Source organism: Polaromonas sp. (assembly GCF_029945685.1).
Classification (GTDB): domain Bacteria; phylum Pseudomonadota; class Gammaproteobacteria; order Burkholderiales; family Burkholderiaceae_C; genus Polaromonas.
The window spans coordinates 379309-404490 of record NZ_JAQSDA010000028.1; the positions used below are offsets into that span (position 1 = coordinate 379309).

The 25182-nt window shown below is 65.4% G+C and carries 26 protein-coding genes; 17 read left to right on the forward strand and 9 right to left on the reverse strand.

The features are described from left to right. Positions 1 to 132: 132 nt before the first annotated feature. The 4 genes from PSV26_RS22400 (at position 133) to PSV26_RS22415 (ending at position 6750) form a co-directional block, all read left to right on the forward strand. Positions 133 to 846 (forward strand): CerR family C-terminal domain-containing protein, encoded by a 714-nt coding sequence (locus PSV26_RS22400; RefSeq protein ID WP_300574246.1) that lies wholly within the window; start codon positions 133 to 135, stop codon positions 844 to 846. Further along, positions 843 to 2330, forward strand: coding sequence for an efflux transporter outer membrane subunit (locus PSV26_RS22405; RefSeq protein WP_300574248.1), 1488 nt, complete (start codon positions 843 to 845; stop codon positions 2328 to 2330). The genes PSV26_RS22400 and PSV26_RS22405 overlap by 4 nt, the downstream gene beginning before the upstream one ends. A 62-nt stretch (positions 2331 to 2392) precedes the next feature. Then, positions 2393 to 3580: an efflux RND transporter periplasmic adaptor subunit gene (locus tag PSV26_RS22410; protein WP_300574250.1), complete on the forward strand. Its 1188-nt coding sequence runs from the start codon at positions 2393 to 2395 to the stop codon at positions 3578 to 3580. A 23-nt stretch (positions 3581 to 3603) separates the two neighbouring features. Further along, positions 3604 to 6750 (forward strand): efflux RND transporter permease subunit, encoded by a 3147-nt coding sequence (locus PSV26_RS22415; RefSeq protein WP_300574252.1) that lies wholly within the window; start codon positions 3604 to 3606, stop codon positions 6748 to 6750. Positions 6751 to 6874: 124 nt separating this feature from the next. Here PSV26_RS22415 and rfaE2 read toward each other — a convergent pair whose 3' ends face one another. The 5 genes from rfaE2 to PSV26_RS22440 form a co-directional block, all read right to left on the reverse strand. After that, positions 6875 to 7381 carry a D-glycero-beta-D-manno-heptose 1-phosphate adenylyltransferase gene (gene rfaE2 / locus PSV26_RS22420; protein WP_300574254.1) on the reverse strand — a complete coding sequence of 169 codons (507 nt, stop codon included), beginning with the start codon at positions 7379 to 7381 and terminating at the stop codon, positions 6875 to 6877. A 9-nt stretch (positions 7382 to 7390) separates the two neighbouring features. Then, positions 7391 to 7552 carry a hypothetical protein gene (locus PSV26_RS22425; RefSeq protein WP_300574256.1) on the reverse strand — a complete coding sequence of 54 codons (162 nt, stop codon included), beginning with the start codon at positions 7550 to 7552 and terminating at the stop codon, positions 7391 to 7393. Beyond that, positions 7537 to 7740 carry a hypothetical protein gene (locus PSV26_RS22430; protein WP_300574258.1) on the reverse strand — a complete coding sequence of 68 codons (204 nt, stop codon included), beginning with the start codon at positions 7738 to 7740 and terminating at the stop codon, positions 7537 to 7539. The genes PSV26_RS22425 and PSV26_RS22430 overlap by 16 nt, the downstream gene beginning before the upstream one ends. Beyond that, the gene (locus PSV26_RS22435) at positions 7740 to 8609 is read right to left on the reverse strand and encodes a ferritin-like domain-containing protein (RefSeq protein WP_300512007.1); all 870 of its coding nucleotides are present in this window, start codon (positions 8607 to 8609) and stop codon (positions 7740 to 7742) included. The genes PSV26_RS22430 and PSV26_RS22435 overlap by 1 nt, the downstream gene beginning before the upstream one ends. Before the next feature lie 204 nt (positions 8610 to 8813). After that, positions 8814 to 9830, reverse strand: a complete 1017-nt coding sequence (locus tag PSV26_RS22440) for a MerR family transcriptional regulator (RefSeq protein WP_300574260.1) — start codon at positions 9828 to 9830, stop codon at positions 8814 to 8816. Between the two features lie 124 nt (positions 9831 to 9954). On the opposite strand from PSV26_RS22440, the gene PSV26_RS22445 reads away from it, so the two are divergent. The 9 genes from PSV26_RS22445 to PSV26_RS22485 all read left to right on the forward strand — a co-directional run bounded on the left by PSV26_RS22445 (position 9955) and on the right by PSV26_RS22485 (position 17963). Continuing rightward, on the forward strand, positions 9955 to 10551 hold the full coding sequence (locus PSV26_RS22445; RefSeq protein WP_300512004.1) for a glutathione peroxidase: 597 nt from the start codon (positions 9955 to 9957) through the stop codon (positions 10549 to 10551). Between the two features lie 348 nt (positions 10552 to 10899). Next, complete coding sequence (locus PSV26_RS22450; RefSeq protein WP_300574262.1) at positions 10900 to 12225, forward strand: FAD-dependent oxidoreductase; 1326 nt, start codon at positions 10900 to 10902, stop codon at positions 12223 to 12225. Next, on the forward strand, positions 12222 to 12989 hold the full coding sequence (locus PSV26_RS22455) for a DUF1365 domain-containing protein (RefSeq protein ID WP_300574264.1): 768 nt from the start codon (positions 12222 to 12224) through the stop codon (positions 12987 to 12989). The genes PSV26_RS22450 and PSV26_RS22455 overlap by 4 nt, the downstream gene beginning before the upstream one ends. Then, entirely contained in the window at positions 12986 to 14236 is a 1251-nt protein-coding gene (locus tag PSV26_RS22460; RefSeq protein ID WP_300574266.1) for a cyclopropane-fatty-acyl-phospholipid synthase family protein, read from the forward strand. The genes PSV26_RS22455 and PSV26_RS22460 overlap by 4 nt, the downstream gene beginning before the upstream one ends. A gap of 5 nt (positions 14237 to 14241) precedes the next feature. Next, positions 14242 to 14808, forward strand: coding sequence for a chalcone isomerase family protein (locus PSV26_RS22465; protein WP_300574268.1), 567 nt, complete (start codon positions 14242 to 14244; stop codon positions 14806 to 14808). Then, positions 14805 to 16100 (forward strand): MFS transporter, encoded by a 1296-nt coding sequence (locus PSV26_RS22470; RefSeq protein ID WP_300574270.1) that lies wholly within the window; start codon positions 14805 to 14807, stop codon positions 16098 to 16100. The genes PSV26_RS22465 and PSV26_RS22470 overlap by 4 nt, the downstream gene beginning before the upstream one ends. Further along, on the forward strand, positions 16097 to 16657 hold the full coding sequence (locus PSV26_RS22475; protein WP_300574272.1) for a DUF3833 domain-containing protein: 561 nt from the start codon (positions 16097 to 16099) through the stop codon (positions 16655 to 16657). The genes PSV26_RS22470 and PSV26_RS22475 overlap by 4 nt, the downstream gene beginning before the upstream one ends. Positions 16658 to 16744: 87 nt before the next feature. Then, positions 16745 to 17515 (forward strand): SDR family NAD(P)-dependent oxidoreductase, encoded by a 771-nt coding sequence (locus PSV26_RS22480; protein WP_300574274.1) that lies wholly within the window; start codon positions 16745 to 16747, stop codon positions 17513 to 17515. A gap of 7 nt (positions 17516 to 17522) precedes the next feature. After that, positions 17523 to 17963 carry a nuclear transport factor 2 family protein gene (locus PSV26_RS22485; RefSeq protein WP_300511996.1) on the forward strand — a complete coding sequence of 147 codons (441 nt, stop codon included), beginning with the start codon at positions 17523 to 17525 and terminating at the stop codon, positions 17961 to 17963. Positions 17964 to 18225: 262 nt separating this feature from the next. Here the strand turns inward: PSV26_RS22485 and PSV26_RS22490 are convergent, their stop codons facing one another. After that, positions 18226 to 18852, reverse strand: a complete 627-nt coding sequence (locus tag PSV26_RS22490) for a glutathione S-transferase C-terminal domain-containing protein (protein WP_300511995.1) — start codon at positions 18850 to 18852, stop codon at positions 18226 to 18228. Between the two features lie 177 nt (positions 18853 to 19029). On the opposite strand from PSV26_RS22490, the gene purB reads away from it, so the two are divergent. Continuing rightward, complete coding sequence (gene purB, locus PSV26_RS22495; protein ID WP_300574276.1) at positions 19030 to 20418, forward strand: adenylosuccinate lyase; 1389 nt, start codon at positions 19030 to 19032, stop codon at positions 20416 to 20418. A 66-nt stretch (positions 20419 to 20484) separates the two neighbouring features. On the opposite strand, the gene PSV26_RS22500 is transcribed toward purB, so the two are convergent. Then, positions 20485 to 20793, reverse strand: a complete 309-nt coding sequence (locus tag PSV26_RS22500) for a DUF2007 domain-containing protein (RefSeq protein ID WP_300511993.1) — start codon at positions 20791 to 20793, stop codon at positions 20485 to 20487. 83 nt (positions 20794 to 20876) lie between these two features. Next, positions 20877 to 21308: a DUF3717 domain-containing protein gene (locus PSV26_RS22505; protein WP_300511992.1), complete on the reverse strand. Its 432-nt coding sequence runs from the start codon at positions 21306 to 21308 to the stop codon at positions 20877 to 20879. Positions 21309 to 21789: 481 nt separating this feature from the next. On the opposite strand from PSV26_RS22505, the gene PSV26_RS22510 reads away from it, so the two are divergent. From PSV26_RS22510 to PSV26_RS22520, 3 genes are all read left to right on the forward strand, one after another. Beyond that, a complete protein-coding gene (locus tag PSV26_RS22510; protein ID WP_300511991.1) occupies positions 21790 to 22518 on the forward strand; it encodes a TerC family protein in 729 nt (242 codons plus the stop codon). Positions 22519 to 22600: 82 nt separating this feature from the next. Continuing rightward, positions 22601 to 23050 (forward strand): hypothetical protein, encoded by a 450-nt coding sequence (locus PSV26_RS22515; protein ID WP_300511990.1) that lies wholly within the window; start codon positions 22601 to 22603, stop codon positions 23048 to 23050. Between the two features lie 78 nt (positions 23051 to 23128). Then, positions 23129 to 23479, forward strand: a complete 351-nt coding sequence (locus tag PSV26_RS22520; protein WP_300511989.1) for a phage holin family protein — start codon at positions 23129 to 23131, stop codon at positions 23477 to 23479. Here PSV26_RS22520 and PSV26_RS22525 read toward each other — a convergent pair. After that, positions 23438 to 25039, reverse strand: a complete 1602-nt coding sequence (locus tag PSV26_RS22525; RefSeq protein ID WP_300574278.1) for a M48 family metalloprotease — start codon at positions 25037 to 25039, stop codon at positions 23438 to 23440. The genes PSV26_RS22520 and PSV26_RS22525 overlap by 42 nt on opposite strands. Positions 25040 to 25182: the final 143 nt, after the last annotated feature.

A 25182-nucleotide genomic window follows, 5' to 3' on the forward strand; every position in this document is an offset into this window, starting at 1 on the left:
TGCAGACAGCGGACTTCCCGCGGACAGGTATTCCGGGGGCCGGGCCGCGGGCGTGCCTGTCCGCCGTGCATCAAATTGAAACAATTGTTTTAATTAAATCAATCGTTTGATTTATGTGATCCAATCGACCCCATGAAATCCTCCCTGCCCGCCCGGCCACCAGCTACTGGCCACGAAGCCCGCAAACAGCGCGCCGACGGTGCCGAGGCGCGCGCCCACCTGCTGCTGGCCGCGCTCAGGCTGTTCGCCGAAAAAGGCTTTGCCAAGACATCGACGCGCGAAATTGCGCAGGCCGCCGGCGTGAACCTTGCAGCCATCAGCTACTACTTCGGCGACAAGGCGGGACTGTACAAGGCCGTGTTCACCGAGCCTCTGGGCAAGCCGTGTGACGATATTTCACGCTATCAGCCGGCCCACCTGAGCCTGCGCGAAGCGCTGGGCGGCTTTATTTCGGGGTTTCTGCAGCCACTCAAACAGGGTGAACTGGCGCGCCAGTTCACCCGCCTGCACTTTCGTGAAATGCTGGAGCCGACTGGCCTGTGGGCCGAACAGATTGACAGCAATATCAAGCCGGCGCATGCGGCCCTGGTCGAGGTGCTGTGTCGTCATCTGGGTGTCACCAAAGCCGACGACGACCTGCAGCGGCTGGCTTTTTCCATCACCGGCCTGGCGATGCAGATGTATGTCAGTCACGACGTGATGCAGGCGGTGCGGCCGCAACTGATTGCCTCGCCCAAAGCCATCGACCTGTTTGCCGACCGCATGCTGGACTTCGCGGAAGCCATGGTGTCGGTCGAGCGCGTGCGGCGCGCTACCCTGCCCCCCCTCAAGAAGAACAAGCCATGAATCCTGTCCTGCGAATCGCCTGCACGCTGGCGCCCCTGCTGCTGGGTGCCTGCGCACTGCAAAGCCCCCCGGCAGCCGTTTCTGCCAACAGCCCTGCGCAATGGTTTGCCCCCCTGCCTGCGCAAGCCGGCAGCGCCGGCCTGCCGCACAACGGCGCCCTGACCGACCTGAGCCAGTGGTGGCAGCAGCAGGGTGACCCCCTGCTGGTCGAACTGATCGCCGCCGCCCAGGCGGTGAGCCCGACCGTGGCCACGGCGCGATCCCGCATCGAACAGGCCCGCGCCGCACGGGTGACCGCCGGCGCGGCCCTGCTGCCCTCGCTTGATGCGTCGGCAAGTGCCAGCCGGGGCCGCTCGCAGCAGCCCACCGGGCCCGGCCCGGCGCCGGTCACCACCACCACGCAGACCGGCCTGCAGGCGAGCTGGGAAATCGACGTGTTCGGGGGCCGGCTGGCCGGCCGCGACGCGGCCGGGGAGCGCCTGGCCGGCGCGCAGGCGCAATGGCACGATGCCCGGGTTTCCGTCGCAGCCGAGGTCGCCAACCAGTACTACAGCCTGCGCACCTGCCGCCGGCTGGTCGCCGTCACACAATCGGACGCCGCCTCGCGCGGCGAGACGGCGCGCCTGTCTGGGCTGAGCACGGGCGCCGGATTCACCGCGCCGGCCACCGACGCACTGGCCCGTGCCAGTGCGGCCGAAGCCAGCGGCCGGGCCACGCAGCAGCGCGCCCAATGCGAGCTCGACCTGAAGGCCCTGGTGGCGCTGACCGGCCTGGCTGAGCCCGATATAAGACAAAAAGTGGTTGCAGCCCCCGATCTACCAGCGCAACCAGCTATGTTTTTGATAGCTGATGTGCCCGCCAGTGCCCTCGCGCAGCGCCCCGATGTGTTCAGCGCCGAGCGCGATGTCGCGGCGGCCAGCGCCGACGTGGGCAGCGCCCAGGCCGAGCGTTACCCGCGCCTGAGCCTGAGCGGCTCGGTCGGTAGCGCGCGTTTTCGCGCCGGCGGCGTGACCACCACCCTCGACACCTGGTCGATCGGGCCGCTGACCCTGAGCCTGCCATTGTTCGATGGCGGCCGCCGCGCTGCCGATGTGCAGGCCGCCGAGGCGCGCTACGAAGAAGCCGCGGCGCTGTACCGCGCCAGGGTGCGGCAGGCCGTGCGCGAGGTCGAGGAAGCCCTGGTCACGCTGCAGAGCACCGCCGCGCGCGAGGGCGACGCGCAAACGGCAAGGGCCGGCTACCGCGCCTCATTCACCGGCACCGAGGCACGCTATCGCAACGGCCTGGCCAGTCTGGTGGAGCTGGAAGACGCCCGGCGCGTCCAGCTTTCGGCGGAAACCGCGCTGGTCACGCTTCAACGCGAGCGCCTCGCAGCCTGGGTGGCGCTGTACCGTGCCATGGGCGGCGGCTGGACACCCGCGCTCGACGGCCCCGCAAGGGCCAGCGCGCTCACCCCAACACCCACCGCGGCCGCTGCGCGCTAGGCCGCAGCCCCGCACCTCGCCCTTTTCCTGTGCTGTTTTCCCCGTTTGAATGATCCATCACCATGAACCATCCCAGACTCAAGCCGGCCCTGCTGATCACCGCCGCCGTGGCCGCCCTGGCCGTCGCCGCCTACTTCCTGTGGCCCTCCAGTGAGCCGGCCGCATCGGCCGCCAACGCCAAAAACACGGGCAAAAGCAGCGTCAAACCGGCGCTCACCGTGTCGGTGGCGCAGCCCACCCCCACCAGTCTGCCGATCACGCTCAATGCCAACGGCAACATCGTCGCCTGGCAGGAGGCGGTGATTGGCTCGGAGTCCAGCGGCCTGCGCCTGACGCAGGTGCTGGTCAATGTCGGCGACACCGTCAAGGCCGGGCAGCTGCTGGCCCGGTTTTCCGGCGACAGCGTGCAGGCCGATGTGGCGCAAGCCCGCGCCAGCCTGGTCGAGGCGCAAGCCACGGCCCTCGATGCCGCCAGCAACGCCGCGCGCGCGCGCACGCTGCAAGACTCCGGCGCGCTGAGCACGCAGCAGATCAACCAGTACACCACCGCCGAGCAGACCGCCAAAGCACGTGTGGCCGCCGCCCAGGCAGTGCTCGACGCCCAGCAGCTGCGCGGCAACAACACCCGGGTGGTCGCGCCCGACAGCGGCGTGATTTCTGCCCGCAGCGCCACCGTGGGCGCGGTGGTCGGCAGCGGCACCGAGCTGTTTCGCCTGATACGCGGCGGCCGGCTGGAGTGGCGCGCCGAGGTCACCAGCAACGAAATCACCCGCATCAAGCCAGGCGCCACCGCGCTGGTGACTGCCGCCAGCGGCGAAAAAGTCAGGGGCACGGTTCGCATGGTGGCACCCACGGTGGACCCGCTGACACGCTATGCGCTGGTCTATGTCGACCTGCCGCGCAACCCCGGGGTCAAGGCCGGGATGTACGCCCAGGGCGAATTTGCGCTGGGCTCTGTCAATGCGCTGACGCTGCCGCAGCAGGCGCTGGTGCTGCGTGACGGCTTCAGCTACGCGATGCGGATCGGGCCCGACAACAAGGTGGTGCAGGTGAAGCTGCAAACCGGCCGCCGCCTCGGCGATGCGGTGGAAATTGTGCAGGGCGCCAAACCCGGGGAGCGTTATGTCGCGGTGGGCGCGGCCTTTCTGGCCGATGGCGACACGGTCCAGCTCGCTGCGGCTCCCGCCGCCGCCGTGGAGCCAAACAAGGCCTCCGCCCAGACTGGTACTGCGCCAGCAGCTACCAAATAAATAGCAGATTGCCGGAGAAAAGCATGAACGTTTCCGCCTGGTGCATACGCAACCCGATTCCCGCCATCATGTTTTTTGTCATGCTGTGTTTTGCCGGCGTGCTGAGCTACCAGTCGATGAAAGTGCAGAATTTTCCTGACCTGGATGTGCCCAACATCGTGGTCAGTGCCAGCCTGCCCGGTGCGTCGCCGGCGCAACTGGAAACCGACGTGGCGCGCAAGATTGAAAACGCCATCGCCTCGCTGCAGGGCCTGAAAAACATCTACACCAAGGTACAGGACGGTTCGACCACCATCACCGCCGAGTTCCGCCTGGAAAAGCCCACCCAGGAAGCGCTGGACGAGGTGCGCTCGGCGGTGCAGCAGGTACGCGCCGACCTGCCCGCCGATGTGCGCGACCCGATCGTCAGCAAGATCAACCTCGCGTCCTCGCCGGTGCTGGCCTACACGATACGCAGCAAGGTCCTGGACGATGAAGCCATGTCGTGGTTTGTGGATGACACCCTGACGCGCCGCCTGCTGGCGGTGCCGGGTGTGGGCGCCATCACCCGCGTCGGCGGCGTCAGCCGCGAGGTAAGGATTGCGCTGGACCCGGCCAAGATGGCCGCGCTCGGGGTCAGCGCCGCCACGGTTTCGCGTCAGCTCAACCAGGTGCAGCTGGACACCGCCGGTGGCCGCACCGACCTGGGTACCGGCGAGCAGCCGGTGCGCACCCTGGCCACCGTGCAGTCGGCTGCCGAGCTGGGCCTGATCGAGCTGGCGGTCGGCGACGGCCGCAAGGTGCGCCTGAACCAGGTGGCGGACGTGCAGGACACGGTGGCCGAGCAACGCTCGGCGGCCTTGCTCAACGGGGTGCCGGTGGTCGGTTTTGAAGTGGCGCGCAGCAAGGGCGCCAGCGAGGTGGAGGCCGGGCGTGGCGTGCGCGCCGCGCTGCAGGAGCTCCAGCTGAGCCGCCCCGACATCGAGCTCACCGAGGCCTTTGACTTCGTGACCCCGGTGGAAGACGAATACGGCGCCTCGCTGACGCTGCTGATCGAGGGCGGCATTCTGGCGGTGCTGGTGGTGTGGCTGTTTCTGCGCGACTGGCGCGCCACCTTTGTCTCGGCGGTGGCTTTGCCGCTGTCGGTGATTCCGGCGTTTATCGGCATGAACTACCTGGGCTTCTCGATCAATGTGGTGACGCTGCTGGCGCTGAGCCTGGTCATCGGCATTCTGGTGGACGATGCGATCGTCGAGGTTGAAAACATCGTGCGTCACCTGCGCATGGGCAAGACGCCGTATCAGGCGGCAATGGAAGCCGCCGATGAAATCGGCCTGGCGGTGATTGCCACCACCTTCACGCTGATCGCGGTGTTTCTGCCCACCGCCTTCATGAGCGGCATTGCCGGCAAGTTCTTCAAACAGTTCGGCTGGACGGCGGCCCTGGCGGTGTTTGCCTCGCTGGTGGTGGCACGCATGCTGACGCCCATGATGGCCGCCTACATTCTCAAACCCATCGTCAATTATGTTGAGAAGGACGGCGCGGTGATGCGCTGGTACATGCGCACCAGCCAATGGTGCATCCAGCACCGCTTTGTCACCGGGCTGGCGGCAGGCGCGTTTTTTGTCGGCTCGCTGCTGCTGATCCCGCTGCTGCCGACCGGCTTTATTCCCCCGGACGACAACTCCCAGACCCAGGTCTATCTGGAGCTGCCGCCCGGCACCCGGCTGGCCGAGACCCGGGCGGCCGCCGAAATGGCGCGTGGGCTGATTGCCCGGCTGCCCGATGTGAAAAGTGTGTACACCACGATAGGCGGCGGCGCCGCCGGCACCGACCCATTTGCCCCCGGTGGCGCGGCGGAAACCCGCAAAGCCACGCTGACCATCCTGCTGACCGATCGGGGCGAACGGCCGCGCAAGCAGGGCATTGAAAACGACATCCGCAAGGCGCTGGAGCAGCTGCCCGGCGTGCGCAGCAAGGTCGGCCTGGGCGGCTCGGGCGAGAAATACATCCTGGCGCTGAATGGCGAAGACCCGGTGGCGCTGGCGGGCGCAGCCGCAGCGCTTGAAAAAGACCTGCGCACCATCCCCGGCCTGGGCTCGGTGGCCTCCAGCGCCTCGCTGGTGCGGCCCGAGGTGACGGTACGGCCCGACTTTGCACGCATGGCCGACCTGGGTGTCACCAGCGCCGCCATTGGCGAGACACTTCGGATTGCCACGGTGGGCGACTACAACGCCGCCCTGCCCAAGCTCAACCTGTCGCAGCGCCAGATCCCGATCGTCGTGCGCCTGGCCGACAACGCCAGGACCGACCTGGCCGCGCTGGAGCGGCTGATGGTGCCGAGCAACAAACCCGGCGGCCCGGTCATGCTGGGCCAGGTGGCCAGCGTCACGATGGCCGGCGGCCCGGCCGTGATTGACCGCTTCAACCGCTCGCGCAACGTTCAGTTTGAAGTCGAGCTGTCGGGCCAGGCGCTGGGCGACGTGACGGCGGCGGTGCAGAAGCTGCCGGCCATCGTCAACCTGCCGGCCGGCGTGAAGCAGGTGGTCATTGGTGATGCCGAGGTGATGGGCGAGCTGTTTGCCAGCTTTGGCCTGGCCATGCTGACCGGCGTGCTCTGCATCTACATCGTGCTGGTGCTGCTGTTCAAGAACTTCCTGCACCCGGTGACGATTCTGGCCGCCTTGCCCTTGTCGCTGGGCGGCGCGTTTGTCGGGTTGCTGATTGCGCAGAAGAGTTTTTCCATGCCGTCGCTGATCGGCCTGATCATGCTGATGGGGGTGGCCACCAAAAACTCCATCCTGCTGGTCGAATACGCGATTGAAGCGCGGCGCGGCCGCGCAGCCACCGACAGCCAGCCCGCCCAGCCACCGATGTCGAGGCTGGAGGCCCTGCTCGACGCCTGCCACAAACGCGCCCGGCCGATTGTGATGACCACGATTGCGATGGGCGCCGGCATGCTGCCGATTGCGGTGGGCTGGGGCTCTGCAGACAGCAGCTTTCGCTCACCGATGGCCGTCGCGGTGATTGGCGGTCTGATCACCTCGACCTTTTTGAGCCTGCTGGTGATACCGGCGGTGTTCACCTATGTGGATGATCTTGGGCAAGGCGTCAAGCGCCTGGTGGACCGCTTGCGTGGACGCCGGCCCGACAGCGTGCCCGGCGCCGGGCAAGCGCAGCCGGCGCCATAAGTCGCCGCAGACGGCAACAACACGGGCCTTGAGGATCATTCAGGTCCCGGGCCCTTGTATCTCCTGCGCAGGCAGCTCCTGATTTAATAGCATACATCGCTGCCAAGGGCAGGGCCAGCCGGCCCTAGGCCGCGTGGCGAATTTTTTGTACCAGCGCCGTGGTCGAGTAGCCGTCGACAAACGGAATCGCCAGCGCGCGGCCGCCATAGGCCTTGACCACGGCCGTCTCGGCGAGCTTGTCCATGTCATAGTCGCCGCCCTTGACCAGGATGTCGGGCCGCAGTTCGGTGATCAGCGCCAGCGGCGTGTCCTCGTCAAACCAGGTGACCAGGCTCACCGATTCGAGCGCCGCCATCAGCACCGCGCGGTCCTCTTCGTTGTTGAGCGGGCGGTCCGGGCCCTTGCCCAGGCGCCGGGCCGAGGCGTCGGTGTTGAGCGCCACCACCAGGCTGCCTCCCAGCGCCCGCGCATGGGCCAGGTAAGTGGCGTGGCCACGGTGCAGCACATCAAACACACCATTGGTGAACACCACAGGCCGCGGCAGTGCCGCCACGCGCCGGGCCGCTTCGCCGCGGGAAACGATTTTGTGGGTGAAGATGGGGGAAGGAGGTGGGGTGGATGCGCCTTGCATCACGCCACTTTAACGGAAGGCCAGCCCGACCATCTCGACCAGCAGGCCGCCATCGAGCTGCGCACCCACCACGGCACGCTGCGGCCAGGTGGCGCTGTCCTCACCGATCCATTCGCGCCAGGCAACATCGAGCTGTTTTTTGTGCTGCAGGTCGCTCAGGAAGACCTGCACGCTGAGCAAGCTGGCGCGGTCGCGCCGACGTGACGGAGGTGGGCATCGAGCATGACCAGCGTCTGCGCCAGTTGTCCGGAAAAATCCAGCCCGGCATCACTGGCATTGGCCACCGCAAACACCTGGGCGCCCCGGGCGACGACGCGGCTGCGGCCGCCCGACGCGCTGGGCCACCGGATGTCGGACATCAGGCGCCAGTGGCCACCGGTGCCGGGGCGACCGATGCCGCGATTTCCTTGCCCAGTTCCTTGCGGTAACGATTGAGCTCCTGCACGGACTTGAAGCTCTGGTTCATCAGCAGGCTCATGTTGTGCAGGATGCGTTCGACCACCTTGCCTTCCCAGACGGCGTCGAAATCGATCTGCTTGTCGAGCCAGTGCTCCAGCCACTCCGGGTTGGGCAGGCGCGACTGGATGGTGTCCCGCGGAAACAGGGCCTTGTTCACGTGCAGGTTGGTCGGGTGCAGCGCCTGCGCCGTGCGCCTGGCACTGGCCATCAACACGCCGACCTTGGTGAAGGCGGCCTTGGCATCGTTGCCGAAGTTGTTGATGGCGCGTTTCATGTAGCGCAGGTAGGCCCCACCGTGGCGCGCCTCGTCCTGGCTGAGCTGGGTGTAGATCTGCTTGATCACCGGCTCGGTGTGCCACTCGCTGGCGCGCCGGTACCAGTGGTTGAGCCGGATCTCGCCGCAGAAATGCAGCATCAGAGTCTCGAGCGCGGGGGCGGGTTCGAATTCAAAACGCACCTCATGCAGCTCTTTTTCGGTAGGGGCCAGCTCGGGGCGAAAGCGCCGCAGGTATTCCATCAGCACCAGCGAGTGTTTCTGCTCTTCGAAAAACCAGATCGACATGAAAGCGGAAAAGTCGCTGTCATCCTTGTTGTCGCGCAGGAACATTTCGGTGGCCGGCAGTGCCGCCCACTCGGTGATGGCATTCATCTTGATGGTCTGCGCCTGCTCGTCGGTCAGCTTGGACGCATCGAAACTGGCCCAGGGAATGTCCTTGTCCATGTCCCAGCGGACGGACTCGAGCTGTTTGAAAAGTTCGGGATAAAGCATAGACACTCCTTACGCGGCAAGCGCAGCACTAGATTCACTCCGATTTTAGGGGCTGAATGTGACAGGCTTTTTCAAGCAGGATTTCAGCCCTTCGTCAGGCGGGGTTCAGGGCGATGGCGCGTTTGGCACGCCTCTTCACCCCTTCTACACCCTTGCGCCGACCTTGGGTAGCGGCCAACGCCGCCAGAAGGCCACCGCGCCGGATCAGGGTCGCGCCTGACTCCAGCGCAGGAGTTCCGGTTCGATGGCGGCAAAGCTGTCGAGCACATACACGCCCGGCACGCTGCGGCGCTGCAGCACGGGACAGGCCCCCCCGGTCCAGATCTCCACCGCCGGCGGCAACAGGCCGCGCAGGTCAGCCAGCCCCTGCGTCACATCCTTGGGGTTGAGGCTGGCGCTGAAGCTGAGCACCACGATGCTGGCCCCGTGCGCCAGCGCCGCCCGGGCAATGTCGGGCACCGGCGTTTGCACGCCCAGCGACAGGCAGTTGCAGCCCTGCTGCGCCAGAAAAGCTTCTGCCATCAGCAGGCCCAGTCCGTGCGACTCCTGAGGAAACGTGGTCAGCAGGACCCGGGGTGACGCGGCGACGCCATTGCCCAGACCGCCGATGCCCTGGCGCAGCACGGCCGTGACCGACTCGGTATAGAAGTGTTCCTCGAAAATTTCCAGCTGCCCATTCATCCAGGCGTCGCCGATCAGCTTGTTGAGGGGTACCACCAGGGTGCTGACGAACGATGCCAGGCCCAGCTCCTGCGCAGCGCTGGCCAGGGTGCTGCGCAGGCCAGGCGCATCGTGGCGCCTGACCAGCTCAAAACAGGCCTGAACCTGCGGCGCCAGGACCGCTGCCGCGGGGCTGCCGTCTTCCGCGGTCGCAGTGATCTTGCCGCGCTGCCCACGCGCACGCTGCTTTCTGCCGCCGGCCTGGTGGCCCAGGGCCTGCAACTCCGCATGCGGCAAGCCCACCACCTTCCCGGGCCGGTGGCCGGCGTCGAGCAGCCGCTTGATCAGGCGCAGCTGCTCGAGCTGCTCGCGTGAATACAGGCGTTCGCCGTGCATGTCGCGCTCGGGCAGGGGAAAGAGGTAACGTCGTTCCCAGACCCGCAGGGTGTCCTTGGACAGGCCCGTGTCACGCTCCACCGCGGCAATCGTCAAGCCGCGGGCAGGGGCGCCGGCCGGGCCGGGAACTACCGGACCGGGCAGGGAAGAAAAGGGGGGCAGCATGCTTGAATCTGATCGTGCCCACAATGCGTATTTTTATTGGTCAAGGGCAGGTTACCGTTACTTTGATCCTGTGGCGCACAGCCTGCGCACCAAGACCTTCCATTATTGAACAGCGAGCAAGATCATGAAACACCCGTCCCTTAAACCCTGGCTCTTGCTGGCCCTGCTGGCGGGCATGACGGCCCTCGCCCCGGCCCGGGCGATCACACCCGGCATCGCTTCGGCCCCCACGGCGCCGGCATGCACCCCCCTGCTGCAACACAGCTTTTTGCGCCTGCAGGACGAAAAGCCCCAGTCCCTGTGCCAGTACAGCGGCAAGGTGCTGGTGGTGGTCAACACCGCCAGCTTCTGCGGGTTCACCCGCCAGTACGAGGGCCTTGAAGCGTTGTATGCCCGCTACCGGGACAAGGGCCTGGTGGTGCTGGGCTTCCCGTCCAACGACTTCTCCCAGGAAAGCGGCAGCAACAAGGAAATCGCCGACTTCTGCGAAAACACCTTCGGCGTGAAGTTTCCGATGTTCGTCAAATCCAGTGTGTCTGGCCCGGCGGCCAATCCGCTGTTCCGGCAGCTGACCGAGAAGACCGGTCAGCGACCGCGCTGGAACTTTCACAAGTACGTGGTGGCGCGCGATGGGCAGCGTGTGACTAGCTTCAACACCGCCACCGACCCCAAAGACCCTGCTTTTCTCAAGGACATAGAAGAGAAATTGCTAGGCAAATAAATACCAATCGGTAATAATTTAACCACTTAGTCTTTTTTGGGACTTGACGGACAACACTTCTTTTTCCACGCACGCCATTCACACCCGATTTCTTGATGACCTCCGCGACGTTAACGAATTTTTACATCAACCCGCTCCTCCCCTCGGGGAACTGCAGGCGGGGTCGCGGACTCATAACTGCATCGGCACGGACACGCCAGCCTGACGCCGACAGGCACTGTTTTTTGTTGCGAAGACTTCCGGCCGCTCGCGGTGCGGATGCAATCCCGGGGCGGTTCTCCTCCTCCTCCCTCCCTCCCTTGTTCGCTTCGGGGCGCTTCGCAGCATTTTTATCTTCCGGGCTGTGAGATGAACTCTCCAGCCCGCCCCAAGGTCGCCATCGTCGGCTCCGGCATTGCCGGGCTGGCGGCCGCCCACGCCCTGCGGGGCCGGGCCGACCTCACCCTGTTCGAGGCCGGCAGCTACTTTGGCGGCCACACCCATACGGTCGACATCACCCTGCCCACGCCGCAAGGCCTGGTTACCCACGGTGTCGATACCGGCTTTCTGGTCTTCAATGAGCGCACCTACCCTCACCTGATCGAGCTGTTTGCGGAGCTTGGCGTGGTCACCGCCCGGTCCGACATGTCGTTTTCGGTCAAGCTCCCGGGCAGCGGCAAGCGCGGCGCCCTGGAGTGGAGCGGCTCCAGCCTGAACACGGTATTCGCCCAGCGCAGCAATCTGCTGAACTGGAAGTTCTGGCGCATGCTCCGCGACATCATGCGTTTCAACCGCACGGCCACGGCGCTGGCCGAAAGCGGCGCGGAAGCGGCCATGATGCAGCCGCTCGGTGACTTCCTGCGCGAGGGCAACTTTTCAGCCGAGTTCCGCGACTGGTATTTCCTGCCGATGCTGGGTTGCATCTGGTCCTGCCCGACCGACCAGATGCTGCAATTCCCGGTGGCCACCATGATCCGCTTCTGCCACAACCACGGCCTGATCCAGGTGGCCGACCGGCCGCAGTGGTGGACGGTGACCGGTGGCGCCCGGCATTACGTTGAAAAAATTGTCGCCAGCATCGCCGACAAACGCCTGAACACCCCGGTGCACAGCATCGTCCGCGATGCCTTCTCCGCCCAGGGCGGTGTGCGCGTGATCACCGACAGCGCCGACGAACAGTTCGACAAGGTCGTGCTGGCCACCCACTCCGACCAGTCGCTGGCCCTGCTGCACAACCCGAGTGGCGCCGAAAGCACGGTGCTGGGCGCCATCGGCTACCAGCCCAACCGCGCCGTGCTGCACACCGACACCTCGGTGCTGCCGGCGCGCCGGCTGGCCTGGGCCGCATGGAACTACGAGCGCGCGCAGGACCCACAGCGCGAGTCCTCCCGGGTCTGCCTGCACTACCTGCTGAACATGCTGCAACCGCTGCCATTTACCCAGCCGGTGGTGGTGTCGCTGAACCCGGCGGCGCCGATCGCCTCTGAGCACATCATGGGCGAATTCGACTATGCCCACCCGGTTTTTGACGCGGCAGCCACCCGTGCGCAGAAAGAGCTGCCCGGGTTGCAGGGCCGCCAGCACAGCTATTTCTGCGGTGCCTGGACCGGTTATGGTTTTCATGAAGACGGTTTGAAGTCGGGACTGGGCGTGGCCCGGCAGCTGTTGCAGGACTGCGCTGGAGCTACGCCATGAGCGCAAGCCCTGCACAAGCGCTGATCGGTTTTGGCGAGGTGCGGCACACCCGCCTCAAGCCCGCTGTCAACGCCTTCAACTACCCGACCTATTTCCTGATGCTGCCGCTGCGCAGCCTGCGCCAGAACGGCAACGGCGCGCTGGCGCGCAACCGCTGCGCGGCACTGAGCTTTTTTGACCGCGATCACGGCGAGGGCAGCGACGACTGCCTGGCCTGGGTCGATACGCTGCTGGCGCGCGAGGGCATCACAGACGCCGGCGGCGAGGTCTGGCTGCACACCTACCCACGGGTGCTCGGCCACACCTTCAAGCCGGTCAGCTTCTGGTACTGCCACAGTGCCGACGGCGAATTGCGCGCCATCGTTGTGGAAGTCAACAACACCTTTGGCGAGCGCCACTGCTATCTGCTCGACCGACCGCGTTATGGCCAGGAACTGCAGGCCGTCAAGGTGTTTCACGTGTCGCCGTTTTGCACGCTCGACGGTTTTTATCGCTTCCGTTTCATGCGGGCCGAAGCCGAAGGCATCGAAAAAACGGTGGCGCGCATCGACTACGACGATGGGCAAGGGCCGCTGCTGCAAACCAGCGTTGCCGGCACGCTGCAGGTCCTGACCGCGGCCACGCTGCGCAAGGCCCTGTGGGGCTACCCGGCCATGACGCTGGGTGTGGTGGCCCGCATTCACTGGCAGGCCCTCAAGCTCTGGCGCAAACGTGTGCCATTTGTCAGCAAACCCCAGCCCCCTGAAATTTTTGTGACCCGATGAACACTGCCACCAACACCCCTGCTTCCCGCGCCGCCCGTCCCCCGTTCGCGTTGCCCAGCGGGGCTCCGGCCGCAGCACGCACGGCTTTTCGCCTGCTGTCACGCCTCAAACACGGCACCCTGACCCTGCAGTTGCCCGACGGCAGCATGCAGCGTTTCGGCTCGGGCGAGGCACCCACGGCCAGCCTGCGTCTGGTGAACTGGAAAGTCTGCAGCGCCGCGCTGCGTTCGGGCGACATCGGTTTCGCCGAAAGTTTCATCGCCGGCGACTGGACCACCCCGCACCTGACCGAGTTGCTGCGCGTGCTGATCGTCAACCGCAAGGAAGTCGAGGACGTGATCTACGGCACCTGGCTGGGGCGCCTGGCCTACCGCGTCAAGCATCTGCTCAACCGCAACACCAAGGCCAACAGCCAGAAAAACATCCACGCGCACTACGACCTGGGCAATGCCTTCTACGAGTTGTGGCTGGACGGCACGATGAACTACTCATCGGCCATCTTCGAGACACCGCAGACCTCGATGAAGGATGCGCAGCATGCCAAGGTCAGGCGCGCGCTGCGCATGGCGGGCGTGAAAGCCGGCGACCGCGTGCTGGAAATCGGTTGCGGCTGGGGCGCTCTGGCCGAAATGGCCACCACCGAATTTGACGCCTCCGTCGTCGGCGTGACGCTGAGCACCGAACAACTCGCCTGGGCGCAGCAGCGCATGGCCCGGGCAGGCGCGGCCGACAAGGCCGATTTGAGGTTGCAGGACTACCGCGACATTGGCAAAACCAGCAACGATGCGCCGTTTGACGCGATCTGCTCGATTGAAATGGTCGAAGCCGTCGGACGTGAATACTGGCCCACCTACTTTCAGGCGGTGGCACGCCTGCTCAAGCCGGGCGGTCTGGCCTGCGTGCAGAGCATCGTGATTGCCGACGAACTGTTTGAGCGTTACGTCTCGTCGACCGACTTCATCCAGCAATACATCTTTCCGGGCGGTTGCCTGCCCTGCCCGAAAGAGTTCCGCGCCCAGGCGCGGGCCGCCGGGCTGGAGGTGATCGACGAATTTTCGTTTGGCCAGGACTACGCGCACACGCTCAGGCTGTGGCGCGAACAGTTCATGGCGCAAGAGTCACGGGTGCTCCAGCTCGGGTTTGACAAAAGGTTCATCCGCATATGGGAGTTCTATCTGGCCTACTGCGAGGCCGCCTTCGCGCAGGCCAACACCGACGTGGTGCAGTACACGCTGCGCAAGATCTGACGGGCGTGCTGCTGCTGGCGCTGACGCTGGTCATGGCCGCCAGCGGCGCCGTGCCAGCCGCCGCGCAGACCGGCACCGAAGCCAGGGCAGGCAGCCCCAGGCCGCCGGAGCTGGAGGGCGCCCTGCCGCAGGGCAGGCTGCTGGGCGGCGGGCGCCTGCGGGTTTTCGGCTTTCAGGTTTACGACGCGCGCCTGTGGGCGGCGCCGGGCTTTCGGGTGGACAACTTTGCCAACCATGCGCTGGCGCTGGAGCTGAGCTACCTGCGCGCGTTTGAAGGGCAGGCCATCGCCGAACGCTCGCTCACGGAAATGCGCCGCACCGCGCCAGTCAGCGACGACCTGGCGGACCAGTGGTCGGCCGCGCTGCGCAGGGTGCTGCCCGATGTCAAAAAGGGCGACCGCATCATGGGTGTGCACCGGCCCGGCGTGGGCGCAGCCTTCTGGATGAACGGCAAGCCGCTGGGCGAGATCCGCGACGCGGAGTTTGCCAGGCGCTTCTTCGGCATCTGGCTGGCGCCGGGCACCTCGGAGCCCGGCCTGCGCAATGCGCTGGTGGCCGGAGCAGGCTCGTGAACCCTGCCGTCGCCCCGGGTGCGTTCGGCACCCGCAACGGCCTGGCCTATGGCCTGCTGGGCCTGCCGCTGGCTTTTGTAGCCTTGCCACTGTATGTGATCCTGCCCAACCACTACGCCCGTGAATTCGGTGTGCCGCTGGCCACCCTGGGCGCGGTGCTGCTGGGCGCGCGCCTGTTTGACGCCCTGATCGACCCGCTGCTGGGCCGCCTCAGCGACCGCCTGTTTGCACGCTCGGCCAGGGCGGTGCTGGGGCTGGGCGCCGTCGCCGCGCTGGTGCTGGCGCTGGGTTTTGCGCTGCTGTTTTTTCCGCTGGTGAGTGCGCCGTCGGCGCTGGTGGTCTGGGCCAGCCTGATGCTGATGCTGACCTATGCCGGCTACAGCGCGCTCAGCGTGTCGCACCAGTCCTGGGGCGCGATGCTGGGCGGCGACGAACGCCAGCGCAGCCGCATCGTGGCGTGGCGCGAGGGCCTGGGTCTGGTCGGTGTGGTGCTCGCGTCGATCACGCCGGTCGTGTTCGGGCTGCCGGCCAGCACCGCGCTGTTTTTTGTCGCCCTGACGGTCGGCTGGCTGGCCTGGACGCGCGCCGACCGACCGGTGCCGCAGCACGCACCCGCCGGTCTCCAGGCGGCGACCTCGATCTGGCTGCCGTTTCGCCAGCCGGGCTTTCGCCGTCTGCTCGCGGTGTTCCTGCTCAACGGCACGGCCAGCGCGGTGCCGGCAACCCTGGTGCTGTTTTTCATCCAGGACCGGCTGCAGGCGCCGGCCAGCCAGGAGCCGCTGTTTCTGGGCAGCTATTTTGTGAGCGCAGCCCTGTCCATTCCGCTGTGGCTGGCGCTGGTCAAACGGTTCGGGCTGGCGCCCACCTGGCTGATGGGCATGGTTCTGGCGATCGCCACCTTTGGCTGGGCGACGCAGATCGCCGCCGGGGACACCGCGGCCTTCGTGATCGTCTGCGCGCTGTCGGGCATCGCGCTGGGCACCGACCTGGCGTTGCCCGGGGCGCTGCTGGCCGGCGTCATCCAGGCCAACGGCCAGTCGGGCCGGGCCGAAGGCGCTTACTTCGGCTGGTGGAATTTCGCCATCAAGCTCAACCTGGCGCTGGCCGCCGGCCTGGCCCTGCCGCTGCTCGGCCTGTTCGGCTACGCCCCCGGCGCGCGCGACGCGCAGGCGCTCAATGCGTTGCTGGTGGCGTATTGCGTGCTGCCCTGCCTGCTCAAGCTGGCCGCCGCCGCCTGCCTCTATTTTTTCGTCATCCAACACCCGTCAGAACCTGAAAAGGCCACCCCATGAAACCCTTCCTCCACAAGACAGCCGCCGCGCTGGCCCTGTCCCTACCCCTGCTGCTCGGTCTGGCGGGCTGCGCCGGCCCGCAGATCAGCGACTACGCCGCCGAGAAACCGGTGCTCGACATGCGCCAGTATTTCAACGGCACGGTCGATGCGTACGGCGTGTTCACCGACCGATCCGGCAAGGTCGTCAAACGTTTCACCGTGGTCATGACCTGCAGCTGGCAAGGCCCGCAGGGCGCGGAGACCGGCGTGCTCGACGAAGCCTTCACCTACTCGGACGGCAGCACGGACCGCCGCGTCTGGACCCTCAAACGCACGCCGGACGGCCGCTACACCGGTACCGCCGCCGATGTGCTCGGCGAAGCCGCCGGCGAGGAAAAGGGCAATGCCTTCCGTTGGGGCTACACGCTCAAGCTGCCGGTCGATGGGCGCGTGATCGAGGTGCAGTTCGACGACTGGATGTACCTGATGAACGACAAGGTGTTGCTCAACAAGGCGGTAATGAGCAAGTTCGGCATCCGGCTCGGTGAGGTCACGCTGTCGTTCACGAAACGCTGAGCGCGCCTCCATCCTTCAAGTCAAATTGGCCTGCAGCCCTTGATCCACCTGCGCCACCAGCTATCATTTTTATAACAAATCAGCACCATGTCGTACAACCTTCCCCTTCGTGACTGGCACGGCAAAACCGTGTGGCTGGTCGGCGCCTCCAGCGGCATTGGCCAGGCCACGGCGCATGCCCTGCATGAGGCCGGCGCGAAGGTCGTGGTGTCCGCGCGCAATGTCGCAGCGCTGGAGGGTTTTGTGGCCACCCACCCCGGCGCACAGGCCCTGGTACTCGACGCGTCGGACGCGGCTGCGGTGCAAACCGCGGCGCAATCGGTGCTGGCCCAGGGGCCGCTGGACCTGATGATGTATTGCGCGGGTTACTACAAGGAACAACGCGCCACCGCTTTTGACCTGGCAGAGATGCTCAGGCACCAGCAGGTCAACTACGTGGGAGCCCTGTACGTGATCGACGCGGTCCTGCCGGCGATGCTGCAACGCGGCAGCGGCCACCTCAGCCTGGTTGGCAGCGTTGCCGGCTACCGCGGCCTGCCGCAAAGCCTGGCCTACGGCCCGACCAAGGCGGCACTGATCAACCTGGCCGAAACCCTGTACCTGGACCTGCAGGCGAGCGGCGTGGGGGTGAGTCTCGTCAACCCCGGCTTTGTCGAAACACCACTGACCGCGGGCAACCAGTTCAGCATGCCGGCACTGATCAGCCCGGCGCAGGCGGCGGCCGAGATCCTGGCTGGCTGGGCGCGGGGCCAGTTCGAGATCCACTTTCCGAAACGGTTTACGCTCTGGATGAAGACCCTGCGCCTCTTGCCGTACGCGCTGTATTTTCCGGCGATCCGAAAATTTACAGGCCTGTGAGCACCCCATGAACCCAACCCCGAATGACCCGGTTGAGCCGCTGGTGCATTTTTTTGAAACCCTGAGCCCGGCCAGCGTGGCGCGCATGGGCGAGTTCTATGCGGTCGATGCCTGGTTCAAGGACCCGTTCAACGAGGTGCAGGGCCTGGCGCAGGTGCAGCGCATCTTCAACCACATGTATGTGGCACTGGAGCGGCCGCGTTTTGTGGTGACGGCGCAGGTGGTCGACGGCCGGCAGTGTTTCCTGACCTGGGACTTCGAGTTTTATTTCAGGCGACGCGGGCCGCAACAGCTGCAGACCATACGCGGCGCCTCGCACATCAGCTTCAACGAAGCCGGCCTGGTGGTGCGCCACCGCGACTACTGGGACGCCGCCGAGGAGCTGTATGAAAAGCTGCCGCTGCTGGGCAGCCTGATGCGCTGGCTGAAAAAACGGGCGGGTAATTAGCCCCCACGGTCGCTCACCTCGTGTAGCTCCCTGCACCTTGCAGGCCGCCGCTCGCCAGAGGCTTCGCTTCTGGCGCCTGTCCCAACCTGCTCAAGCAGGTTTGGAGCCGCAGGCACCAGCCCCGAGGGGGCCGCTGCGCCTGGCGGACCGGCAAAGCCGGATCCGCGGCCCCGGCTTGATTGAAGAACTCCTGCAGTGCTCCTGATTTTATAGCTGAGTGCACCCATCCGTCATGGGCCGGGGTCTGATTCTGCGTGAAAACTCAGGAAGGCAGGGTGTCAACAAAACTTGGCCGCTGCGCCAGCTTGTCATACAGCCGGGTCAAGTTGGGGTGGGGCGTGCGCCAGTCGATCTGCGGAAAACGGAAGTCCAGGTACCCCAGGGCGCAGCCGACCGCGATGTCGGACAGGCTCAGGTGGATGCCGCTGCAAAACGGCTTGTCGCCCAGGCCGGTGCTCATGGCACGCACCGTGGCGTCTATTTTTTCCATCTGGCGGTCTATCCAGACCTGGCAGCGCTGCTTGTCGTTGCGGCCGGCCCAGGTGGCCTCCAGCCGCGCGAGGATGGCTGCGTCGAGCAGGCCGTCGGCCAGCGCTTCCCAGGTTTTCACTTCGGCGCGTTCGCGGCCCTGCACCGGAATCAGCTTGCCGACGGGCGAAAGGGTGTCCAGGTACTCGACGATAACGCGCGAGTCGAAAACGGCTTCTTCCGATCCGTTGGCGCCTTCCATGACCAGACAGGGCACCTTGCCCAGAGGATTGGATTCAGACATGGTCGTGCCCGCGGCCCACACGTCTTCAATGACGAACTGGTAGTCGAGCTTTTTTTCGGCCATCACGATGCGCACTTTGCGCACATAAGGGCTGCCGTAGGATCCAATGAGTTTCATAGTCAATCTTTTGTCGTGGGCCCAGGGGCTTTGAGGTCGCGATGCCTTAAGCAAAATCGCTTAGCAGGCCCCAGCCGATTGCATTCTATCGAGTATGCATCGGCCGGGTCTGCCACGCGGCAAAAACGGGGTCACCTGTCTGCCGGCGCGCCAGGCCACCCGCCTACAATGTCGCCCATGAACCCGTCCACCAGCTTCTCCATCACCGCCCTTTCCCCCCTGGACGGCCGTTACGCCGCCAGACTCGCCCCCTTGCGGCCGCTGATGTCGGAGCTCGGCTACATGCACCGCCGCGTCCAGGTGGAAGTCGCCTGGTTCATCGCGCTGTCGGATGCGGGTTTTGCCGAATTCAAGCCCTTGAGCCCCGGTGCCCGCACCTACCTGCTCGGACTGGTCAAGCACTTCTGCGAAAGCGACGCGGTCGCGATCAAGGAGATAGAAAAAACAACCAACCACGACGTGAAGGCGGTCGAGTACTGGATCAAATCGAAGTTCGAAGCCCGGCCGGAGCTGCAGTCTGCCGCCGAGTTTGTGCATTTCGCCTGCACCAGCGAAGACATCAACAACACCAGCCATGCGCTGCAGCTCAAAAGCAGCCGCGAGCAGGTGCTGCTGCCGGCGCTGGACAAGGTCATCACGCAGCTGCGCGAGATGGCCCATCGCTACGCCGACGAGCCCATGCTCAGCCGCACCCACGGCCAGACCGCCAGCCCGACCACCGTCGGCAAGGAAATTGCCAACGTGGTGGCGCGCCTGGACGTGGCGCGCGAACGCATCGCCGCCGTCAAGCTGATGGCCAAGATGAACGGCGCCGTTGGCAACTACAACGCCCACCTCTCGGCCTGGCCCGACTTTGACTGGGAGGCGCTGAGCCGGCGTGTCATCGAGTCGCCCGAGCCGCTGGGCCTGGGACTGACCTTCCAGGCCTACAGCATCCAGATCGAGCCGCACGACTACATGGCCGAGCTGTTCGACGCGGTGGCGCGCACCAACACCATCCTGATCGACTTTGCGCGTGATGTCTGGGGTTATGTCAGCGTGGGCTACTTCAAGCAGCGCCTCAAGGCCGGTGAGATCGGCTCCAGCACCATGCCGCACAAGGTCAACCCGATTGATTTCGAAAACGCCGAAGGCAACCTCGGCCTGGCCAACGCGCTGCTGCGCCACCTGAGCGAAAAACTGCCCATCAGCCGCTGGCAGCGCGACCTGACCGACAGCACCGTGCTGCGCAACATGGGCGTGGCCTTCGGTTACGCCGTGCTGGCCTACAGTTCCATGAGCACCGGGCTGGGCAAGCTTGAACTGAACCACGAAGCCCTGGCCGAGGACCTCGATGCCTCCTGGGAAGTGCTGGCCGAACCGATCCAGACGGTGATGCGCCGCTACGGCGTGCAGGGCGCGTACGAAAAACTCAAGGAAGTCACGCGCGGCAAAACCGTGACGGCCGAAGCGCTGCACGGGCTGATCCGCTCACTGGAGATTCCGGACGAGGAAAAAGACCGCCTGCTGGCCATGACGCCCGCCAGCTACACCGGCAAAGCGGCCGAGCTGGCCAGGAAGATTTAACCCCCCACGCTCCCCACTGCGTGTGGCAGCGACCCCTGCTTGACTTGATAGCGCCGGAACCTGCGCTCAGGTCGGCGCCGGCATGTCGGCGCCACATTGCCAACACTGCTCGAAGCCGCCTTCCACAGTTTCGCCGCAGGCGCAGAGCCAGCGGCGTTGCGGCAGGTTCTGCAGGCTGTGCAGCAGGGCCTCGGCGCGCGGCTTCTCGTGGTCGTGGGTCAGCCAGACTTCGGGCTGGCACTGGTCGGGCGGCAATTCTCCCGCCACGCTGCCGAGAAAATAACGCTGCACCGTGGCCGAAAAGCCCGCCTGCTGCAACACATCGGCCCAGAGCGCTGCAATGGCAATGTTGGGCGCACGGGCTAGTCGGAGCATCAGCCCAGTTTACTCCTGAATCCATAGCTGCTCGCGCCCGCTGTATAAGGGCTGGAAGCCAAAAAGACCCCGCTTCCAGCGCTTCAGGGCAGCGCTGGCGGGGTATCCTTCTTTTCCAGCGCGCGGTCGGCATAACGGCCAAACCGCCAGGCCGTGTCTTCCTGCGTGATGCGCCGCCAGGTTCCCCGTTTGGCGGCCGGGCTCATTTCGGGCCAGCGCTGCACCTCCTCGAAGGTGCGCCCGCAGCCCTTGCACAACTCGTCGCCCTGGCTGGTCGAGCAGATGGCGATGCAGGGCGTGTCGGCGGTCGTGTCGTACCAGGCGCGCCAGGCCGCCATGGCCCGGGGCGGAAAGCCGGCCTCGTCGGCCTCTTCCTCGTGGTGGAAAACCAGCAGGGCGTAGACCTCGGCCAGGGCGCGCAGCTCGGGCGCGAGCGTGATGCCGTCGGGCGAGGGCTTTTTCTCGCGCCAGTAGTTGATGGCCGCTTCAATGTCGGTGATGTGGATGCCAGGCATGCGGGTCGGAAATGGGGTGAACGTGGACGCCAGAAAATGGGCCTCGGCGACGACGATGGCCGCCGTAACTTCGGGCTGGCTGGCGCATTATCGGCCACGCGGCCGGCCAACGCAGCAACGCGGGTTTTCGCGGTATTCCGCAGGCCGTGACCCGGCGGATTTGCAAAACGGGCAGTTTTGTTGTCCAATATCCCCACGAAGGGGAGTAACTCCCTCGTTTTGCTGCATTACAAAATAAAACACCACAACAGCAAAATCGCTTCAGCAAGTCGTCATTACGAAGCTCACGCTTCCGGCTTGCTGGACATGCAGCGACACTGCATGTCGAGCCAGACCTTCGATTGAAACCTGTACGGGTTTGATCGAGGCGTCCGCGGCAACAACCCGCTGCATCACTCATTGACCTGTCCAGCTTCAACGAAGCAGGAAATCCGCATGCGGATTTCCAACGTCAAAACCCGGATAGCGAAGTGAGCGGAACATGGAACTTTTCTCGACACCCTGGTGGTCAGCCCTGCTGGCCATCATCCTGATCGATCTCGTACTGGCGGGCGACAACGCCATCGTGATTGCACTGGCCGCACGCAACCTGCCTTCACATCTGCAGAAAAAGGCCATCGTCTGGGGCACGGTAGGCGCCATCGTCGTACGCTCGGCGATGACGGTCGGGGTGGTCTGGCTGCTCAAGATTCCGGGTCTGATGCTCGTTGGCGGCCTGGGCCTCCTGTGGATTGCGTACAAGCTGCTGGCCGACCAGGGCGACAAGGAGCATGACGGCCCGGTGGCCAACACCTTCTGGAGTGCGATGAAAACCATTGTGGTCGCCGATGCGCTGATGGGCGTGGACAACGTGCTGGGCGTGGCGGGTGCCGCTCATGGCGCATTTGACCTGGTCGTCATCGGCCTGCTGATCAGCATCCCGATCGTGGTGTTCGGCAGCACCATGGTGCTCAAGCTGGTGGAGCGCTTCCCGGTCATCATCAATATCGGTGCAGCCGTGCTGGCCTTCACTGCAGCCAAGATGATCGTCAGTGAGCCCTTGCTGGACATGGTCTATGGGGGTCCGGCGTCCCCGCCAGCGAGCGAAATCCTGCACACCGCTGCCCAGTGGGGCACCTACACCCTGGCCGTCACGGGCGTACTCGGTGCCGGCTGGTGGGTCACGCGCAGGTCCAGATCCGACCGGGACAACAAACTCGCCACCGAATGAACACCCGAGCACCGCACAGGCCCTGCGGGCTGTGCATCGCAGCCCGAAAGTCCCCATAGCACGTAAAACCAAGGAGAACTTTATGGACACCATGATTGTGTATATCGATGAAGCGGCCTATGCGCTGAAGATGCTGACGCCCATGCTGCAGTCCGCTCCGGCGCGTACGCCGACCCGATGGATTGTGGTGGGCTGCGCGCCACGCATCACCCATCGCGTGAGTAAATGGGTCACGAACAGCGCCCGCGACAGCTGGCGCGGCAAGTGGGCCGAACAGGTCTTTGCGAAAGTCCTCCCGCTGCTGCAGGCCCCTGGCGACGAGGTGATGACCCAGGTAGCACGCGGACCCCTGTGCAAACTGACGGAATCTCTGCTGGCCCAGCACGGCACGGCACGTGTGCTGGATGCGCGCCGGCCCAAATTCGGCCAGGACCTGCCGCCCGTCACAAGCCAGCAACCTCAGGAACCGCAAGGAGTCTGGGGTTATGCCGCCGTCGTTGCCGGTGCCGGCATGATGCTGGCTGCGGACTGACCCTGCGTCCGCCTTGCAGCGCTCCGTCAACCCGATCGGTCGACGGCCGGGCTGGCCTGCGGTGGTATTCTCGGGTCCATGAAACTAATCGTCAAATGGCTGTGCAGCGCAGCCGCCTTGCTGGCGGTGGCCTATCTGTATTCCGGCGTGACCGTGACCAGCTTCCCGGCGGCGCTGCTTGCTGCCGCTGTGCTGGGCGCGCTCAACACGGTGGTGCGCCCGGTGCTGATCCTGCTGACCCTGCCGGTGACGCTGGTGACGCTGGGGCTGTTCCTGTTTGTCATCAACGCCCTGATGTTCTGGGCGGCCGCCAGCCTGCTCAGTGGCCTGCATGTCACGGGATTTGTTGCCGCCCTGATCGGTTCGCTGATCTACTCCGTGCTGCAGCTAGCGATCGAGTTTCTCCTGGAGCGCCTGCTCCCTAAGTAACTGGTCGATCTCGCGCGCCCGCGTGTCGATGATGGACGCATCGACATAGTTGCTGGCCGCCGCACCGCCGTCGCGACCGCTGCGCATCAGGTCCTGCGCGGCCTTGAAACGGTCACGGGCCGCAGGGTAGTCCAGCTGCGCCACCCGGCTCTCGGCATCGGCCCGAATCGCGCGCAGTGTCTGCCCCTGCTGGCCCCAGGCTGTCGCCAGCAGTTGCCAGGCGATGGCATCTTTCGGATGGGTGGTGACCCAGGTTTGCAGAACGCCTGACACATCCTGCGCCCGACCTGCCGCGAGATCCGCCCGGGCCTGGAGCAAGAGGGCGGCCCGGCTGCGCGTATCGCCTAGCTTCGGCAAACCTGCGGTGTTGCCGGCAGCCAGTTCGACCTCCAGCGCCAGCCACTCGACCGGATCGGCCAGCGGCGTCTTCGCGGGCACGGCCGACTTGAGCTTGCCCACCAGGCTGCGCGCCAGGGCATGATCGCGCAGCCGGCTCGCCGCCAGGGCGCCGCCATACAGGGCCCCGGCATCGCGTGGTGTCAAAGCCGCATTCGCCGCACCGGCAAAGGAGACCCGCTGCGCATCGGCCACCATGGGCCGCAAGCCATCCACCCCTGGGTCACCCAGAACACGTGCCCGGGCAGCCATCATGGCGTGCAGCAAGCGCGCACCGCCCGAGTTTTCCCCGGCGCCCGAGGGCGCTGGACTCGTCGCGCCCTCGAGTTGCAGCCGACCCTTGATCTCGGCAATACGCTCGGTCGTCAGCGGATGGCTGCGCAGGTAGGGAAACGCGCCATTGTCATTGAGCCGGGAGGCCTGCTGCAGCTTGTCGAACATGCTGGCGAAACCCTGCTTTTCGAAACCGGCATCGGCCATCACGCCAAAGCCGACCCGGTCGGCCTCGCGCTCCATGTCCCGTGAAAAATTGAGCTGGTTCTGCACGGCCAGCGCCTGCCCGCCGGCAATGGCCGCATTGGCAGCGTCCGGGCTTTTGTTGGCGGCCAGCGCGCCGAGAATCATGGCCGCAATCAGCCAGGGCATCTGCTGGCTCTGCTTGCTCATCAGGCGCGAAATATGCCGCTGAGTCACATGGCTCAACTCGTGCGCCAGGACCGAGGCCAGTTCGTCGCGGGTGGCCACGGCGCCTATCAGCCCCAGATGCACGCCCAGATAACCCCCCGGCAAGGCGAAGGCGTTGATGCTGCGGTCGCGGATCTGCATGACGTCCCAGGCAAACCGCTCGTCCAGTTCCGGGCCCAGCTCGCCGCGGGCGCGCGCCGCCGTCATCAGCGGCTGCCAGATACCCTGCAGGTAGTCGCCCAGCACCGGGTCATCCAGGTAATCGGGGTCGCGGTAAATGCTGGCGGCAATCCGGTCGCCCAGGCGCCGCTCCGCACTGGCGGAAAGCTCCGAGGTGTCGCCCAGCGCCGGCAGCGCGCCACTGGGCCGGGCCGGGGACTGGGCATGCGCCAAGCCGTGTGACGCTATAAAGATGCTAGCTGCTAGCGCAATGCAGCCAAGGGCAAAATGCCTTTTTGACTTGAAAAATGATGGCGGCATGAAGGGGTACAAAACGAGGGGTCGAGATCCAGCAAAACTGTCCAGTGCTTGTCGGAGGCTGGGAGGACACCCAATCGTTGGGCCGCCTGCCGACCTGTGACTTTTCAGGCGGGCTTGAATGCACCTGCACATCTTATGATGAC

Bases quoted from the DNA above. Each gene is read 5' to 3' on its own strand.
- PSV26_RS22510 (WP_300511991.1), top strand. From the start codon at position 21,790: ATGGAACTTTTCTCGACACCCTGGTGGTCAGCCCTGCTGGCCATCATC.
- rfaE2 (WP_300574254.1), bottom strand. From the start codon at position 7,381: ATGCAAGGCGCATCCACCCCACCTCCTTCCCCCATCTTCACCCACAAA.
- PSV26_RS22520 (WP_300511989.1), top strand. From the start codon at position 23,129: ATGAAACTAATCGTCAAATGGCTGTGCAGCGCAGCCGCCTTGCTGGCG.
- PSV26_RS22435 (WP_300512007.1), bottom strand. From the start codon at position 8,609: ATGCTTTATCCCGAACTTTTCAAACAGCTCGAGTCCGTCCGCTGGGAC.
- PSV26_RS22445 (WP_300512004.1), top strand. From the start codon at position 9,955: ATGAAACACCCGTCCCTTAAACCCTGGCTCTTGCTGGCCCTGCTGGCG.
- PSV26_RS22410 (WP_300574250.1), top strand. From the start codon at position 2,393: ATGAACCATCCCAGACTCAAGCCGGCCCTGCTGATCACCGCCGCCGTG.
- PSV26_RS22405 (WP_300574248.1), top strand. From the start codon at position 843: ATGAATCCTGTCCTGCGAATCGCCTGCACGCTGGCGCCCCTGCTGCTG.
- PSV26_RS22450 (WP_300574262.1), top strand. From the start codon at position 10,900: ATGAACTCTCCAGCCCGCCCCAAGGTCGCCATCGTCGGCTCCGGCATT.
- PSV26_RS22515 (WP_300511990.1), top strand. From the start codon at position 22,601: ATGGACACCATGATTGTGTATATCGATGAAGCGGCCTATGCGCTGAAG.
- PSV26_RS22415 (WP_300574252.1), top strand. From the start codon at position 3,604: ATGAACGTTTCCGCCTGGTGCATACGCAACCCGATTCCCGCCATCATG.
- purB (WP_300574276.1), top strand. From the start codon at position 19,030: ATGAACCCGTCCACCAGCTTCTCCATCACCGCCCTTTCCCCCCTGGAC.
- PSV26_RS22400 (WP_300574246.1), top strand. From the start codon at position 133: ATGAAATCCTCCCTGCCCGCCCGGCCACCAGCTACTGGCCACGAAGCC.
- PSV26_RS22475 (WP_300574272.1), top strand. From the start codon at position 16,097: ATGAAACCCTTCCTCCACAAGACAGCCGCCGCGCTGGCCCTGTCCCTA.
- PSV26_RS22440 (WP_300574260.1), bottom strand. From the start codon at position 9,830: ATGCTGCCCCCCTTTTCTTCCCTGCCCGGTCCGGTAGTTCCCGGCCCG.
- PSV26_RS22500 (WP_300511993.1), bottom strand. From the start codon at position 20,793: ATGCTCCGACTAGCCCGTGCGCCCAACATTGCCATTGCAGCGCTCTGG.
- PSV26_RS22460 (WP_300574266.1), top strand. From the start codon at position 12,986: ATGAACACTGCCACCAACACCCCTGCTTCCCGCGCCGCCCGTCCCCCG.
- PSV26_RS22505 (WP_300511992.1), bottom strand. From the start codon at position 21,308: ATGCCTGGCATCCACATCACCGACATTGAAGCGGCCATCAACTACTGG.
- PSV26_RS22430 (WP_300574258.1), bottom strand. From the start codon at position 7,740: ATGTCCGACATCCGGTGGCCCAGCGCGTCGGGCGGCCGCAGCCGCGTC.
- PSV26_RS22490 (WP_300511995.1), bottom strand. From the start codon at position 18,852: ATGAAACTCATTGGATCCTACGGCAGCCCTTATGTGCGCAAAGTGCGC.
- PSV26_RS22525 (WP_300574278.1), bottom strand. From the start codon at position 25,039: ATGCCGCCATCATTTTTCAAGTCAAAAAGGCATTTTGCCCTTGGCTGC.
- PSV26_RS22480 (WP_300574274.1), top strand. From the start codon at position 16,745: ATGTCGTACAACCTTCCCCTTCGTGACTGGCACGGCAAAACCGTGTGG.
- PSV26_RS22485 (WP_300511996.1), top strand. From the start codon at position 17,523: ATGAACCCAACCCCGAATGACCCGGTTGAGCCGCTGGTGCATTTTTTT.
- PSV26_RS22455 (WP_300574264.1), top strand. From the start codon at position 12,222: ATGAGCGCAAGCCCTGCACAAGCGCTGATCGGTTTTGGCGAGGTGCGG.